This is a genomic window from Micromonospora sp. RP3T (assembly GCF_003027925.1).
In the GTDB taxonomy this organism is placed as follows: domain Bacteria; phylum Actinomycetota; class Actinomycetes; order Mycobacteriales; family Micromonosporaceae; genus Micromonospora.
In genome coordinates, this window is sequence record NZ_PYPS01000036.1 from 1 (window position 1) to 15,041 (window position 15,041).

The 15,041-nt window shown below is 75.3% G+C and carries 12 protein-coding genes and 1 pseudogene; 1 reads left to right on the forward strand and 12 read right to left on the reverse strand.

Annotated features, from left to right (window positions below):
- From C8054_RS32115 to C8054_RS25160, 4 genes and pseudogenes are all read right to left on the reverse strand, one after another.
- Nucleotides 1–2,201 (reverse strand): annotated as a pseudogene (locus tag C8054_RS32115) (hypothetical protein); the annotation flags it as partial.
- Nucleotides 2,202–2,248: 47 nt separating this feature from the next.
- Nucleotides 2,249–2,569 (reverse strand): divalent-cation tolerance protein CutA, encoded by a 321-nt coding sequence (cutA, locus tag C8054_RS25150; protein WP_107160928.1) that lies wholly within the window; start codon nt 2,567–2,569, stop codon nt 2,249–2,251.
- 56 nt (nt 2,570–2,625) lie between these two features.
- Nucleotides 2,626–3,648: a 1-acyl-sn-glycerol-3-phosphate acyltransferase gene (locus C8054_RS25155; protein ID WP_107160930.1), complete on the reverse strand. Its 1,023-nt coding sequence runs from the start codon at nt 3,646–3,648 to the stop codon at nt 2,626–2,628.
- Nucleotides 3,648–4,481: a patatin-like phospholipase family protein gene (locus C8054_RS25160; protein ID WP_107161051.1), complete on the reverse strand. Its 834-nt coding sequence runs from the start codon at nt 4,479–4,481 to the stop codon at nt 3,648–3,650. The genes C8054_RS25155 and C8054_RS25160 overlap by 1 nt, the downstream gene beginning before the upstream one ends.
- A 175-nt stretch (nt 4,482–4,656) precedes the next feature.
- On the opposite strand from C8054_RS25160, the gene C8054_RS25165 reads away from it, so the two are divergent.
- A complete protein-coding gene (locus C8054_RS25165) occupies nt 4,657–6,168 on the forward strand; it encodes a serine/threonine-protein kinase (RefSeq protein WP_107160932.1) in 1,512 nt (503 codons plus the stop codon).
- Between the two features lie 4 nt (nt 6,169–6,172).
- On the opposite strand, the gene C8054_RS25170 is transcribed toward C8054_RS25165, so the two are convergent.
- The 8 genes from C8054_RS25170 to C8054_RS25205 all read right to left on the reverse strand — a co-directional run bounded on the left by C8054_RS25170 (nt 6,173) and on the right by C8054_RS25205 (nt 14,921).
- Nucleotides 6,173–7,234: a glycosyltransferase family 4 protein gene (locus tag C8054_RS25170; protein WP_233220180.1), complete on the reverse strand. Its 1,062-nt coding sequence runs from the start codon at nt 7,232–7,234 to the stop codon at nt 6,173–6,175.
- 267 nt (nt 7,235–7,501) lie between these two features.
- Nucleotides 7,502–9,067, reverse strand: a complete 1,566-nt coding sequence (locus C8054_RS25175) for a S1C family serine protease (RefSeq protein ID WP_107160936.1) — start codon at nt 9,065–9,067, stop codon at nt 7,502–7,504.
- A 62-nt stretch (nt 9,068–9,129) separates the two neighbouring features.
- A complete protein-coding gene (locus C8054_RS25180) occupies nt 9,130–10,677 on the reverse strand; it encodes a cell wall metabolism sensor histidine kinase WalK (protein ID WP_107160938.1) in 1,548 nt (515 codons plus the stop codon).
- Nucleotides 10,674–11,375: a response regulator transcription factor gene (locus tag C8054_RS25185; protein WP_107160940.1), complete on the reverse strand. Its 702-nt coding sequence runs from the start codon at nt 11,373–11,375 to the stop codon at nt 10,674–10,676. Before C8054_RS25185 ends, C8054_RS25180 begins: the two co-directional genes overlap by 4 nt.
- 63 nt (nt 11,376–11,438) lie before the next feature.
- Nucleotides 11,439–12,059 carry a PadR family transcriptional regulator gene (locus tag C8054_RS25190; protein ID WP_107160942.1) on the reverse strand — a complete coding sequence of 207 codons (621 nt, stop codon included), beginning with the start codon at nt 12,057–12,059 and terminating at the stop codon, nt 11,439–11,441.
- Nucleotides 12,056–12,895: a DUF4097 family beta strand repeat-containing protein gene (locus tag C8054_RS25195; protein WP_107160945.1), complete on the reverse strand. Its 840-nt coding sequence runs from the start codon at nt 12,893–12,895 to the stop codon at nt 12,056–12,058. The genes C8054_RS25190 and C8054_RS25195 overlap by 4 nt, the downstream gene beginning before the upstream one ends.
- 251 nt (nt 12,896–13,146) lie before the next feature.
- Complete coding sequence (locus tag C8054_RS25200; RefSeq protein ID WP_107160947.1) at nt 13,147–14,145, reverse strand: 1-acyl-sn-glycerol-3-phosphate acyltransferase; 999 nt, start codon at nt 14,143–14,145, stop codon at nt 13,147–13,149.
- On the reverse strand, nt 14,142–14,921 hold the full coding sequence (locus C8054_RS25205; RefSeq protein ID WP_107160949.1) for a GNAT family N-acetyltransferase: 780 nt from the start codon (nt 14,919–14,921) through the stop codon (nt 14,142–14,144). The genes C8054_RS25200 and C8054_RS25205 overlap by 4 nt, the downstream gene beginning before the upstream one ends.
- Between the last annotated feature and the right edge of the window lie 120 nt (nt 14,922–15,041).

A 15,041-nucleotide genomic window follows, 5' to 3' on the forward strand; every position in this document is an offset into this window, starting at 1 on the left:
GGCCGAGGAACCAGTCGGTGATCGGGGTCGGCGGCACCGGCCCGACCACGCGGCCCTGCTCGGCGTCGACTCGGGCGATGGAGCCGACCGCCTGCGCCAGCTCGGCGACCGTCGGATACTGGAAGGCCACCGGCGGCCAGCGCCAGCAGCACTCCCGCCGCGGCGTAGAGCGCCACCGGTTCCCGGCCCGGCACGACCAGCGGCCCGAGGCCGAGCGCGGCGAGCGCCACCGCGAGCGCCGTCGAGGCGTACCCGGTCAGGTCGGGCCACCGGCGGCGGACCGCCGGCACGGCGACCACCGGCACCACGACGGCGACCGCCCCGCCCCGCAGTTGCCACCAGGTCGGCGCGTCCAGGCCGAGCAGCGCGACGGCCACCGCCGCCGGTACGGCGAGCAGCGCCACGGCCAGCGCCAACCCGGCGACGACCGGCTGGGCGCCCGCACCGCGCCGGCCGAGCGCCGCCACCGCAACGCCGAGCACCGCCGTCACCGCGAGCACCGCGACGGCGCCGGCCGGCGCGGCGCAGCCGACCAGTAGCGCGTGCCCGACCAGCAGCGCGCCGGCCGACGCGGCGACTCCGACGACGACCCGACCCCGGCGCGGCCGGGCCACGGCGCCCAGCAGCAGCGCGGCGGCCACCGTGAGGTCGGCGACCAGCACCGCCGGCCACGGCGTGCCCACCACGGCCGGCGCGGCGAGGACGGTCAACCCGGCGGTCACCACCCCGACCAGCGGCCGGGCGGCCCGGGGCGTCAGCAGCGCCACCGCGCCGGCGACGAGCAGCAACGCGGGCGGCAACTGCCAGCCCCAGGAGGGAACGGGCCCGCCCGGCCGGTCCCGGAGCGCGGCGACCGCGACCGCCGCGGCCGTCACCCCGGTCAGCACGACGGTGGCCTGTCCCAGCCCGGCGGCCACCGCGAGCGCACCGATCCGCGGCCCGGTCCGTAGCCGCGCCGGAAGCGCCCGGACCGCGCCGGCCAGCACCGCTACCGTGAGCCCGGCCGCGAGCAGCAGCAGCCCGGGACGCTCGGCGGCGACCGGACGCACCAGCGCGGCGGCCAGCACGGGCACCAGCAGCCCGGTGGCCACCGTGCGCCACGTCCGGCCACCGGCCGCGTTCGCGCCCGCGACCAGGGCGAGCGCCACCACCAGCAGCGGACCACCGGCCAGCAGCGGGGTGCCGGCCGCGCGGCCGACCGCCAGCGGCACCAGCGCGAAGCCGGCGGCCAGGGCCAGCGCCGCGCCGTGCCCGAGCCAGCCCAGCACCTGCCCGGCCCACACCGCCCCGCCCGCCGGGCCCGTGCCGGCGCCGCCCCCCAGGCGCGCGCCGCCGGCACGGGCGGTCCGGCGGCGCAGGGCGACCACCACCGCCAGGTCACCGAGCGCCAGCACGGTCAGGGCCAACGCCCAACCGGCCGCCGCCGGCCGGGCCGCCGCCACCGCCAGCGGCAGCACCGGCTGGGCCGCCAGCCACGCCGCGAACCACGGCGCGGTCAAGCGGCTGAGTCGCCCGTAGCCGGCCGCCACGGCAGCGCTGCCGGCCGCGACCAGCGCGGCGTACCGGCTGCCCGGCCAGGCGGCCACCCCGAACAGGTCCACCGACCAGGCGGCGTACCCGTCCAGGAGCACCAGCAGCAGCCCCACCGCGGCGATCGTCTCGGCGGTGCCGCGCAGCCCGCGCGCTCGGGCCAGCAGCGGCGCGGCGAGCGCCAGCACGGTGACGGCGAGCAGGATCAGCGCCCGGCCGGCCACCCCGAACGCGGCCCAGGCGACCGCGGTGAAGACGATCGCGGCGGTGCCGAGCAGCAGCCCACCGAGCACGAAGAGCAGTCCCTGCACCGCCCGGCCGGACGTCTCCGCGCCACCACCGGCGCGGGCCGGTCCGGCGACGGCCGGCACCGGCCGCATCGGCTGAATCGGCTGCGGTGCCCCGGCGGTGACCGGCCGGGGCGCGGGGATCTCCAGACGGATCCGCGCCGCCAGCGCCGCCCGTCGCTGCCGGACCGTGGACAGCCGGCCGGCCAGCTCCTGGTACGCGACCCGGGCCGCGTCCACCCGCGGAGTCAGCGCGGCGATCTCCCGGTCCAGCCGGACCACCTCGGCGGCGGGCGGGTAGGGCGGGCGACCGCAGGCGCGGCAGCCGGCGACGAGGTCGGCCGGTGCGCCGCACCCGGGGCAGGGGTAGCCGGTGTTCTCCACCCGGTCAGCCTCGCCGGTGGCGGGGCGGGCGGACAGAGTAGGGGTACCTAGGGCCGGGTGTGTTCGCGTACCCAGGCGGTGTAGTCCGGGTTGCCGCTGTCCTCCCGGGCGACCAGGATCTCCGGCACCTCGTACGGGTGGCTGGCCCGGATCTGGTCGACGAGCGCGTCCACCCGGTCCGGCGTGGTCTTGAAACGCACCGACCACTCGGCGGTGGTCTGGATCGCCGACTGCCACCAGTAGGTGCTGTCCACCGGGCCGCCGACCTGGGCACACGCCGCCAGACGGCCGGCGACGGCCGCAGCCGCCAACACGTCCGCCACCCGGCGGGCGTCCACCACCGTCGTCACCACGCAGATCTGGTCCACCAGCGCACCCTACGCGGAGTCCGGGCCGCGCTGCCGTATCCGGGCGCGAAAGCCGCTCAGGCGTCGGTCGTGCCGTCCCGGGTGGCGGCGATCCACTTGTCGATCCGGGCCCACCAGTCGAACAGCCAGTCGATGCGCTCCTGCTCGCCGGCGGGGATCTCCTCCGGCGGCACGGACCAGAACCGCATCACGATCCGCTTGTCCATCGGCAGCTCACGCCACACGTCCGCGACCGTGAGCAACTGGTCCAGGCCGGTGTGCGCCACGAAGATCACCCCGGCGTCCGGCGCGGCGTCCAGCGCGGCCAGCAGTCCACCGGGCTGCGGGGCGAGCACGTGCTGCATCCGCTCGGCCCGCAGCGCCATCCGCTCCAGCCCGAGCGACCGCAGCCGGGCGATCGCCCGCAGCCGGCGCGACGGGGTGAAGTTGCCGCCCTCCGGGAAGATCACGAAGGCGTCGTCGTCGTCGAGGCCGGTGGCCAGGTGACTGATCTGCCGTACCGCCGCGTCCCGGCCGTCCGCCCCGGGCGCGATGAACCGGTTGGGCAACCGGTTGAGCAGCACGTCGATCGCCGGGTCCCACTGGAGGCTCTCCTTGAGCACGATCCGGGGCTCCCGGTGGAACCAGTTCACCAGCGCGTGGATCAGGATGAACGAGTCACCCGGCCCGGCGTGCCGGCAGAGCACCAGCTCGGGGCGGCCGGGCAGCGCGGTGTCCGGGTCGGTGCCGACCACGTCGATGCTCAGCCGCAGCGTCCACCGGGCCTGCCAGAACAGCACCCGCAGGAAACGGCCGGCGACCATGTAGTGGGCCCGCTGGAACGCCGGCGAGCGTTTGTACCTGCCGAACCCGGAGGCCAGCCAGAGCACGAAGAGCGTGAGCAGCGCAGCGGCGTCCCAGACCAGGTAGACGGTGCCGATCCAGAGCAGCCGCAGCGGGCGCAGCCGCCCCGGCACCAGCGGCGACGCGGCCAACGCCAGCAGCGCCCAACCGGGCAGCGTGATGACCACGGCGACGGCGAGCAGCACGACGCCGGGCGCGAGCAGCAGCCGGCGCAGCCAGCGGGGTGGCAGCGGCATCAACGCTCCAGCGCGGTGTCCAGGTAACGGCGGGAGGCGGTGTACGCCCGGCTGATCCGCCGCCCCACGGCCGCCATGTCCCGGTACGCCCACGGGCTGTCGTCGCGCGGATCCAGCCCGCCGGTCGGCAGCACGTGCACCTCGACGCCGTCGGGCAGCGCCGCCATCTCCCGGGCGAACCGGTGCCGGCGGGCGACCTCGAACGCGACCTGGGCGACCTCCCACGGCCGACGCGGCGGGCTCAGCTCGCGCTCGATCCGGCCCACCTGGAGCACGAAGATCCGCGTCGCGCCGGCCGCCACCGCCTCGCCGACCGGGATCGAGTTGACCACGCCGCCGTCGATGTAGTGCTGGCCGGCGATCTGGGCGGGTGGCAGCAGCCCGGGCACCGAGGCGGACGCGAGCACCGCCGGCACCACCGGCCCGTCGGAGAACCAGTACTCGGCGGCGCGCTCGATGTTCGCCGCGCAGCACCGGAACGGCACGGCCAGGTCGGCGAACGTGGTCGCCTCACCCAGTTCGCTCTCCAGCAGACGCCGCAGCGGGCGGGGCGAGTGCAGGTGGGTCCGCGCGGCGAAGCGGCGTAGCTGCCGGGCGACCGAGTCGCCGTACACCTCGCTCGCCTCCGGGGAGGCCCAGAGCCGGACCAGCCGGTCGGTGACCGCCTCGGTCGGATCGGCGGCGACCAGGGCGCCGTTTACCGCGCCGATCGAGGTGCCGAGCACCAGGTCGGGCCGGATCCGGGCGCGGAACAGGGCGCGCAGCATGCCGACCTCGACCGCCCCCAGCACGCCCCCGCCGCCGAGCACGAACGCCACCGGACCGCCTGCCATGCCGTTCATCCTGGCACGGGCCGCGCGGTCCGGCCCGCCGTGCCCGGCCGGGCGCCCGGCCGGGCACGGTGCGCCACGGCCGACGCGCGGATCGTGACGGGCTTCCGGACGCCCGTTGACAGGCCGGACACATTCCCGCAACCTGGTAGCGCTCCCGAGCCCAGGCAGGTGCGAGGTGAAGGCGACACTCCAAGCCGGCCGTCTGCTGGCCCGGCGGTACCGGCTCATCGACCGGATCGGCGCCGGCGGCATGTCGGTGATCTGGCGGGCCCGCGACGAGGTGCTCGACCGGGTGGTGGCGGTGAAGGTGCTCGCCCCCTCGCTCGCCGCCGACGCCCGGTTCCGCGACATGGTGCGCGAGGAGGCCCGCTCGGCCGCGCAGCTCGACCACCCGCACGTCACCGCCGTGCACGACTACGGCGAGACGGTCGCGCCGGACGGCTCGATCACCTCGTTCGTGGTGATGGAACTGCTCAGCGGCGAGGAGTTGGAGCACCGGCTGACCGAGGGGCCGCTGCCCTGGGCGGCGGCGGTGGAGACGGGCGCGCAGGTGGCCGAGGCGCTGGCCGCGGCACACCGGCTCGGCATCGTGCACCGCGACGTCACCCCCGCCAACGTGATGATGACCGGCGTCGGGGCGAAGGTGCTCGACTTCGGCATCGCCACCCGGGTCGGGGCGCCGGACGAGGACGAGGACGGCGGCACGTTCGGCACCCCGGCGTACGTGGCGCCGGAACGGCTGGACGGGGCGCCGGCCCAGCCCGCCACCGACGTCTACTCGCTGGGCGTGCTGCTCTTCGAGACGCTGACCGGCCAGCCGCCGTACCCGGCGGACACCTGGGAGCAGCTCAGCGCCGCGCTGGCGGAGAACGCGCCACCCACGCTGGACGACGTACCGGGGCTGCCCCGACCGGTCGCGGAGATCTGCCTGCGTTGCCTGGCCCGCGATCCGCGGGACCGGCCCACCGCGCACCGGGTCGCGGCCGTGCTCCGCGACCAGTTGCTCCCCGCCGATCCGCAGGCCGCCACCATGCTGGCGCCGACCATGACGCTGCCCGCGCTGAGCCGGGCGGCGGCCCCGCCGACCCAGCCGGTCCCGCCCGCCCCGGCGGCCCGGCCCGGTCCGGTGGCCCAGCCCGGTCCGGCGGCTCAGCCCGGTCCGGTGGGCGACCCGGCGCCGGTCGGTGGGCCGGGCCGACGTCGCGTCCTCGCGCTGGCGGGCGCCGGCGTGGTGCTGGTCGCCGCCGCCGCGTTGCTGGTGCCGGCGCTGACACCGGACCGGTCGGTCCAGCCCCGGGTGCTGCCGACCGCCGGGCCGGTGGAGACACCCACCGGCGCGCCGATCGGTGACGGGGACCCGACCACCACACCGCCGCCCGAGCCGACCCGCGCGCCGGCCACCACCGTCCCGGCCGCGCCGACCGACGAGCCGGCGGACGCGGCCGAGCGGGTGGACGGGCTGATCGAGGCCGGGCTGACCGACGGTCAGATCCGCAGCGACGTCGGCGTGGACCTGCGCAACCTGCTGCGCAACGCGGTGGCCGCGAGCGGCGAGGACGAGGTGACCGCCGCGGTGGAACGGCTCCGCGGCAAGATCGCCGAGCGCCGACGCGAGGGCAGCATCACCCCCGGGTACGCGCGGCAACTCGACGCCGCGGCGGCGGCGCTGGTGGTCGGGCGCACCTGACCGGTCAACGGACGACGAGCCGCGCGACGGCCCGCGGACCGTCCGCCGTCGCCCGCCCGGCCAGGAAGCCCCGGTACACCGCCTCGTAGCCGGCGGCCATCCGCTCCACCGAGAAGCTCTCGGCGACGTGCGCGACGCAGTCGGCCGGGTCCAGGTCGGCGACCGCGCGCAGCGCCGCCGGCAACTCGTCGGCGTGGTCGCACACCAGCCCGGTGACGCCGGACCGGACCAGTTCCGGCACCGCACCCCGGCGCAGCGCCACCACCGGCGTACCGGTCGCCATGGCCTCCACCATCACCATGCCGAACGGCTCCGCCCACTGGATCGGCATGATCAGGCACCGCGCGTCGAGCAGCAGCCGCAGCACCGCCTCGCGCTCGGCGTTCACCACCAGCGTGACGTCCTCGCCCAGCAACGGCTCCACCACCTGCTCCAGGTAGCGGCGCTCGGTCGGCTCGTTGCACTTGCCGGCCAGGGTGAGCGGCAGCCCGGCCGCCCGGCAGGCCCGGATCGCCACGTCGGGGCCCTTGTCCGGGCTGAACCGGGCGAGCCAGAGCACCGGTCCGGCCCCCGGAGCGCGCTTGTGCGGGAAGTCCCGCAGCGGCATCGCGTTGTGCACCGTGCCGACCCACGGCAGGCCCGGGTTCGCCCGGCGCTGGGCGTGCGAGATCGCGATCAGGCCGACCCCCCGGTCGGTGTTGCTGAGCACGGTGCCGTACTCGCCGACCGGGTTGCCGTGCACGGTCGCCACGGTCGGCACCCGGCGGCGGCCGGCCACCATCGGGCCGATGGTGCTGTGGTCGTGCACCAGGTCGAAGTCGGCCGGGTCGACCAGGTGGTCCACGTGCGCCAGATGGGCCAGCTCGGGCAGCGACTCACCCAACCGGTCGAACTGGAGTTCGGCACAGGTGGAGACGAACTCGGCGGCGGTGCCGTGCTCGGTGCCGGCGCCGAACAGCGTCACCGCGTGCCCGCGGTCGATGAGCGCGTCGACCAGCCCGGCCACCAACGTCTCCAACCCGCCGTAGCCGGGTGGCGGCACCGACAGCCACGGCGGGACCACCATCGCGATCCGGAGCGGCCCGGCCCGCACCCGGTCAGGCGGTGGCTGGTCGACGGCCACGAGTCCCTCCCCCGCTGGTCCCCGGCGTACCCGATCGGCGGCGGGTTCCCGACGCGGCACGCGGTAAACGGCGACCGCGCCCGGACCGGTCACCCGGCCGGTGACCTGCTCACCCGGACCGGGTGAGACACGAAGAGGGGCGGTGGGCGACGAAGCCAACCCCCTTGGCTCCGTCGCCCACCGCCCCGGGAGGGAGGTAGGTCCTGCGGACTATGACGTTTCGGCGAGCGTCACGGTTGCCGTCTCGTCGGATCCGTTTCGCTTGAACTGAAGTTCGACCCGGTCGCCGACCTTGCCGGCCTGCACGGCACCGACCAGGTCGTTGGAATCGTTGATCACCTTGTCGCCGAACTTGGTGATCACGTCGCCCCGCTGGATCCCGGCCTTCTCGGCGGCGCTGCCCGGGGTGACCGCGGCGACCATCGCGCCGCCGTCCTCCGCGGCGTTCACGCTGACCCCGAGCGACGGGTGGCTGATCTTCTCGCCGCGCTGGAGCTTCTCGGCCACGTCCTTGGCCTTGTTGCTCGGGATGGCGAAGCCGACACCGATGTTGCCGTTGCTGCCCTGCCCGGCGGTGGCGATCGCGGTGTTGATGCCGATCACCTCGCCCCGGGTGTTGACCAGCGCGCCGCCGGAGTTGCCCGGGTTGATCGGGGCGTCGGTCTGCAACAGGCCGGAGATCGAGCTGGCCCCCTGCTGCGGGGTCTGCTGCTGGCCGCCCTCACCGGCGGAGATGGTGCGGTCGCGGGCGCTGAGGATGCCGGCGGTCACCGAGCCCTGCAGGCCGAGCGGGCTGCCCAGCGCGAGCACCTGGTCACCGACCTGCATGCCGTCGCTGTCGCCGAACTTCGCCGCCTTCAGGTCGCTCACGCCGCTGGCCTTGACCACCGCGAGGTCGGTCTTCGGATCCGTACCGACGATCTTCGCCGAGGCGTTCTTGCCGTTGGCGAAGACCACCTTCACCGTGTCGCCGCTGGCGGAGGCGACCACGTGGTTGTTGGTCAGCACGAACCCGTCGGCGCTGAGGATCACCCCGGAGCCCTCACCGCTGTCCGTCATGATCGTGACGATGCTGTCCTGCACGGCAGCCGCGATCTTGGGCAGGTCGGCGCTGTTGATCACCGGAGCTGCGGAGTAGGTGCGGGTGACGCCGCCACCGTCGTCGAGCGCGAGGGCCAGCGCGCCGCCGGCCACGCCCGAGCCGAGCATCAGGGCCAGCGCCAACGCGCCGGCGCCGACGAACTTGCCGGCCCGACTGGGCCGCGCCGGCTGCTGCTGGCCCCACGGCGGGACCGGCTGCCCGGCCTGGTGCGGCTGGTGCGGGGGGTACGGCTGCGCCTGGTACGTCGGCACGGGCCCCCCGGCGTGCGACGACGGGTAGCCGGAGCCGCTCTGCTGCGCCCACCCGCTCTGCTGCGGCGACCCGTACCAGTTCTGCGGCTGCCCCGAGGCGGGGTACGGCGACGCGGAGGGCTGGGCGTACGGGCTGCCGGACGGCTGGGCGTACCCGCCACCCGGCGCGTACGGACCCGCCGACGCGGCGGACGACGGCGCGTACGGGTTGGTCGGCGTGTCGGACGACGGCGCGTACGGGTTGGCCGGCGCGTCGGCGTGGGCGGTGGTTCCGGCGGCCGGGGAGTCGGCCGGAACCGACGCGGCGGCCGGAGTGGAGTCCGATGTCCCGCTCTCGACGCGGGGCAGCTCGGCGGTGTGGTGCGACGGCTGGGCGTCGGCAGGTGCCGGCGACCGCTGCGGCTCGGTCTCGTGGTCGGTCATGACTACAGCTTTCCCCGTGGCACTGTCACCAGCCTGGAATCCGCCTGAATGTTTTCTGTAAGTCACTCGCCCGACTCCGACGTCTCCGGCAGCAGCGGCAGTTTCACCCGGAACGTCGCCCCGCCACCCGGCGTGTCGACCACCTCGACGGTGCCGTGGTGCGCCGCCACCAGCGCGGCGACGATGGCCAGGCCGAGGCCGGTGCTGGTCGGCCCGGCGGCCCGCCGGGTCCGGGCGGCGTCCACCCGGTAGAACCGCTCGAAGACCCGCTCGGACTGCTCCGGGGTCAGGCCGGGGCCGGTGTCCGCCACCTCCACCACCGCGACGTTCCCCGCCTCGGCCCGCAGCCGCAGCGTGACCGCGGCGTCCGGCGGGGTGTGGGTGAGCGCGTTTGTCATCAGGTTGCCGATCACCTGCCGCAGCCGGGCGTCGTCACCGAGCACCACCAGCGGGCCCGCGCCCGGTTCCAGCTCCAGCTCGACCTGCCGTTCCGGGTCGACCACCCGGGCCGCCTCCACCGCCTCCGAGGCCAGCACCGGCAGTTCCACCGGGGCCAACGCGATCGGCCGTTCCCGGTCCATCCGCGCCAGCAGCAGCAGGTCCTCGACCAGCAGCCCCATCCGGGACGCCTCGTCCTCGATGCGGCGCAGCAGGTCGGCGGTCTGCTCCGGGGCCCGCGCCGCGCCCTGCCGGTACAGCTCGGCGAAGCCCCGGATGGTGGTCAGCGGTGTCCGCAGTTCGTGCGAGGCGTCCGCGATGAACTGCCGCATCCGTTCCTCGGACCGGCGGGCCCGCGCCTCGGACGCCTGCGCCAGGGCGGCGGCGTCCCGGGCACCCGTCTCGGCGCTGCGGGCCGCCGCCTCGGAGGCGGCCCGCGCGGTGAACGCGGCCTCGATCTGGGCCAGCATCGCGTTCAACGCCCGGGAGAGCCGGCCCAGCTCGGAGGTGGGGCAGGCCCGCCCCTCCTCCGGGTCGGGCACCCGCCGGGTCAGGTCGCCGCCGGCGATGGCCCCCGCGGTCCGCTCGATCTCCACCAGCGGCTTGAGACTGGTACGCACGATGCCCGCGCCCACCGACGCCAGGATGATCAGCACCGCGCCGCCCACCAGCAGGTCTATCCAGATGAGCTGCCGGACGGCCTGGTCGACGTCGGTCAGGTGCTCGCCGATCAGCGCCATCTGCCCGTTCGGGAGCGGGGTGTAGAGCACCCGCCACCGCACCGAGCTGTCCCGGGCCCGCACCGTGGAGGGGTCGCCGACTCGCTCCCGGAAACCGGCCGCGTTCGCCGGCCACGGGGGCAGGTCGCGTTCCTCGAAGCGACCTTCGTCGAAGGAGTATTTCGCGATCTCGCCGGTGTCGAGGTCGGTCAGCACCACGAGGTAGTCGCTCGGCAGCGTGATGCTGCCACTCGGCGGGAGCGACTGCACCCGGTTCACCGAGTTCCGCAACTCGGCGTCGATCTGCCCGACCAGGTAGCTGTGCAGGAAGTAGGCGGTGGAGACGCTGATCACCAGCAGCGCCGCCGCGACGAGCGCCAGGACGGAGGTGACCAGCTTGAGCCGGAGCGGGATCCCGCGCAGCCAGCTCTTCGCGTCGTGGACGGCGCTCACGCCGCCGGCTTGCGTAGCACGTACCCCACCCCACGCAGCGTGTGGATCAGCCGGGGCTGGGTGTTGTCGACCTTGCGGCGCAGGTAGGAGATGTACGACTCGACGATGTTGTCGTCGCCGCGGAAGTCGTAGTTCCAGACGTGGTCGAGGATCTGCGCCTTGCTGAGCACCCGGTTGGCGTTGAGCATCAGGTAGCGCAGCAGTTTGAACTCGGTCGGCGAGAGCTGCACCCGCTGGCCGGCCCGGTGCACCTCGTGGGTCTCCTCGTCCAGCTCAAGGTCGGCGAACGTGAGCCGGGACGGCGCCTGCTCGCCGGTCGCGGTGCGCCGCAGCACGGCCCGGATGCGGGCGGTCAGCTCCTCCAGGCTGAACGGCTTCGTGACGTAGTCGTCGCCGCCCAGCGTCAGCCCGCGGATCTTGTCGTCGGTGGCGTCCCGCGCGGTCAGGAACACCACCGGGGTACGCGTCCCGCCCTCGCGGAGCATCCGGATGACCTCGAAGCCGTCGAGGTCGGGCAGCATCACGTCGAGCACGACCAGATCGGGCCGGTGGTCCTTGGCGGCGTGCAGCGCCGCGCTGCCGCTGGTCGCGGTCGCCACGTCGAAGCCCGCGAAGCGCAGGCTCGCGGAGAGCAGTTCGAGGATGTTGGGATCGTCCTCGACGACGAGCAGTCGAGCCTCGGTGTGGGTAGCCGCCATGGCCCCATCATCCGTGCTCCGGCTGCGGTCGCGCTGGGTGGTGGCTGGAAACAACCTGTGAGCTCAGCGGAGCAGTCGCCGCAGCCCGTCGAGCGCGCCGTCGAGCAGCCGGATCGCGGTCCGGAGCTGGTTGTCGCTGAGCCGCCCGGCCCGCACCAGCGCGCCGACCTCGACGGTGAACGCGGCCAGCCGCTCGTCGAACTCGACGAGCAGCGGCGCCTCCGCCGGTCGGGCCGCGCCGTCGTGGTCGCCGGGCCGGGTGGCCGGTGGCGGCGTCCAGCGGCCCTGCCGGGTCTGCCGGGTCACCTCGCGCAGCTCCCGCTTCAGGTCGCGCACCGAGCCGCGTACCTCGGTGCGGATCTCACCGGCCAGCGCGGAGAGGTCCTCGACGGAGGCGCTGATGTCGGCCTCCAGCGTGGCCAGCTCGTCGGCGCGTTGGCGCAGCTCGGCGCGGCCCGCCTCGGTGATCTCGTAGACCTTGCGCCCACCCACCGCGGTGTGCGTGACCAACTCCTCCACCTCCAGCCGTTGCAGGCGGGGGTAGATCGTGCCGGCGCTGGGCGCGTACAGGCCGAGGAACCGCTCCTCCAGCAGGCGGATCAGCTCGTAGCCGTGCTTCGGCCCGTCGTCGAGGAGCTTGAGCAGGTAGAGCCGGAGCCGCCCGTGGGTGAACACGGCGGTCACGGCAGGTCCTCCACGTCGTCGGCGTCCGCGACCGGACGGGCCAGCAGCGCGATGCTGCCGGACGTCGCGGACGCCCAGAGCTTACCCGCGCCCCCACCCAGCACGCCGTGGCTGTCCTTGACCGCGCCGAACCCGTGCTGGCCGCCGCAGATCTGCGGAAATCCGCTGGTGATCCGGCCGGAGGTGGTGTGCAGGTGCACGCTGAGGTCGCTGTCCTCGCGGACCCGGACGGTGATGCTGCCGGAGATGGCGCTGAGCCGGATCTCGCTGCCCCGTGGGTTGTCCAGGTCGCAGGTGATCGAGCCGGAGACCGCGTGGGCCCGCACCCGTTCGGGCGCGCTGTCGGCCAGGATCAGCTCCCCGGAGACCGTCTCCAGGTCGAGGTCGCCGCCGATGCCGAGCGCCTCCACCGGGCCGGAGACCACCTTGGCGGTGGTGCGTCCGCGCAGCCCCATCAGGGTGACCTGGCCGGAGGTGACGTCGACCCGGGTGTCCCGGCGCAGCCCGGAGGCGACCAGCGCGCCGTCGACCAGGTGCAGGTCGGCGAGCGCCTGGGCGGGCACCGCGACCGACACCTCGGCGCGGAACCGGCGGCGGAGCTGACCGAGCCACCAGAGCACCCCCGGCCAGCGGGGCATCCGCTCGTGCCGGACGGTCAGCCGACCGTCGCGCAACTCGACCACGATCGGCCGGCGGCTGATCCGGGTGACGTCGACCCGGGCCGGGCCGTCGGTGGCGACCACGTTGAGCCGGCCGCTGACCAGCCGCACCTCCAGCCGGGTGACCGGCTCGTCGAGCGTGAGCCGGCGCGGGCTGTCGACCGTCCAACTCGCCATGGCGTCCTCCCCTCGCCGACGTGCCGGACGGCACGTCGCGTGACGGGAGAAGCATAACGCGATACATCGCGACTGAACAAGACTGTGTCGCGTCCCCAACGCGTCGCATCACCGTCGCATCGCCGTCGCATCGCGAGATCTTGGAAGAAAATGGCCCCCATAAGGGCCGTTTCCTTCCAAGATCTACTGCCGTCCCAGCGGGCGGAAGATCCATCTCTGCTGGTGGCGGTATTCGGTGAAGGGACCGCTGGTCAGGCCACCAGATCGACGCCCGGCTCGCCGGGCACCGGCGTCGCGGGGACCGAGCCCGTCGCCGGGACCGAGCCCGTCGCGGGGACCGAGCCCGTCGCCGGGACCGAGCCCGTCGCCGGGACCGAGCCCGTCGCCGGGACCGAGCGGGAGACCGGCGGCCGGGTGGGCCGGGCCGGGAGGAACGCGGCCGGGTGGATCGCGGTCTCGGCGGCGCGGGCGAGCAGCCGCCGGTCCGCCCCGTCGGCGGGGTGCAGCGCGGCGGTCACGGTCACCGACACGGTCAGGTCCCTCGCGGCCAGCACCCGGCCCAGCGAGGCCCAGAGCGTCTCCTCGCCGAGGAAGGCGGGCAGCGCGCTCGGGTCACCGGCGTACCGGTAGCCGATGCCGAGCGGCACCACCGGCGCGCCGGCGACCACCGCGGCCTCGAACACGGCCGGGCGGAAGCCGCGCGTGGGGCGGCAGCCGGACGTCACGCCGCACCACGTCGTACCCTCCGGGAACGCCATGACCGGATGCCCGGCACGCAGCGCGTCGGCCACCTGGGTGACGGTGGCCGGCAGGTCACGCGGCCGGGACCGGTCCACGAAGACGGTGCCGGCCGCCGCGGCGAGCACGCCCACCACCGGCCAGCCCCGCACCTCGCGCTTGGCCAGCATCCGGGCCGGCGACACCGCGAGCACCGCGAGGACGTCCAGCCAGGAGACGTGGTTGGCGACCAGCAGCGCGCGGCGGCGCGGCGGCCGGCCCCGGACCACCAGCCGCACCCCGAGGGTCCGCAGCGTCGCGCGGGCCCAGCCGCGCAGCGCGGCCCGCCGGTCGGCCGCCGGCAGCAGCGGCAGCATCGCGGCGAGACCGGCCCCGACCAGAAGCAGTCCGAGTACGCCGAGCAGCCGGCCGGCCCGCCGCCACGCCGACACGTCCGGGGCGGCCGGCGGTGGCAGGCACGCCGATCCGCACCCGGAGACGGGCCGCCACAGGTCGTCGCCGAGCGGCGTCACGGTCCCACCTCGCCGAGGAAGTGGCGCAGGTGACGCGGGTTCATCCGGTCCAGCGAGAAGAGCACGTAGAAGTCGGCGCAGCCGAAGTCCGGGTCGTACGCTGGCTCGCCGCCGATCCAGGCGCCGAGCCGCAGGTAGCCGCGGAGCAGCGGCGGGACCAGCGCCCGGCGCTCGGCCGGGGTGAGCGCCGCCGGTACGGGTGCGGCCGACGCCTCGGCGAACCAGGGCCGGCGCGGGGTCACCCGCAGCGGCGGCGGGGCGAGGTACCGCTCGGTGACCTGCGCCCACACCTCGGCGGCGGCGGTCCCGCCGTCGGCGACCGGCACCGAGGCGCAGCCGCCCAGCCAGCGGGAGCCGCGCAGGTGGAGGTAGCGGCAGATGCCGGCCCACATCAGGTTGATCACGGCGCCGGTGCGGTGGTCGGGATGCACGCAGGAGCGGCCCGCCTCGACCAGGTCGTCGCGCAGCGGGGCCAGCGGCGTCAGGTCGAACTCGCCGTCGGCGTACCGGCGGTCGGTGCGGCCGGGCGGCAGCAGGCGGTAGGTGCCGACCACCTCGCCGGTGTCCTCGCGCAGCACCACCAGGTGGTCGCAGTGGGCGTCGAACCCGTCGGTGTCCAGCCCGGCCGCGTCGGGCGGCAGGGTGGCGCCGAGTTCGCCGGCGAACACCTCGTGGCGCAGGCGTTGCGCGGCCGCGACCAGCGTCGGGTCGTCGGCGATCAGTAGGGTGTAACCGCTGGTCGTGATGGGTGCGCCAGCGGCGTGCAGAACAGCCATGGGTCCTGTGTAGGGGCCCCGGGTTGCCGGACCCGGGGGGACGGGTGTCGATCCGGTGAACGCCGGTCGGCGGCGGCGTGCGGACCCGGGCCGGCGGGTGTGCGAGGCTGCCGGGCGACC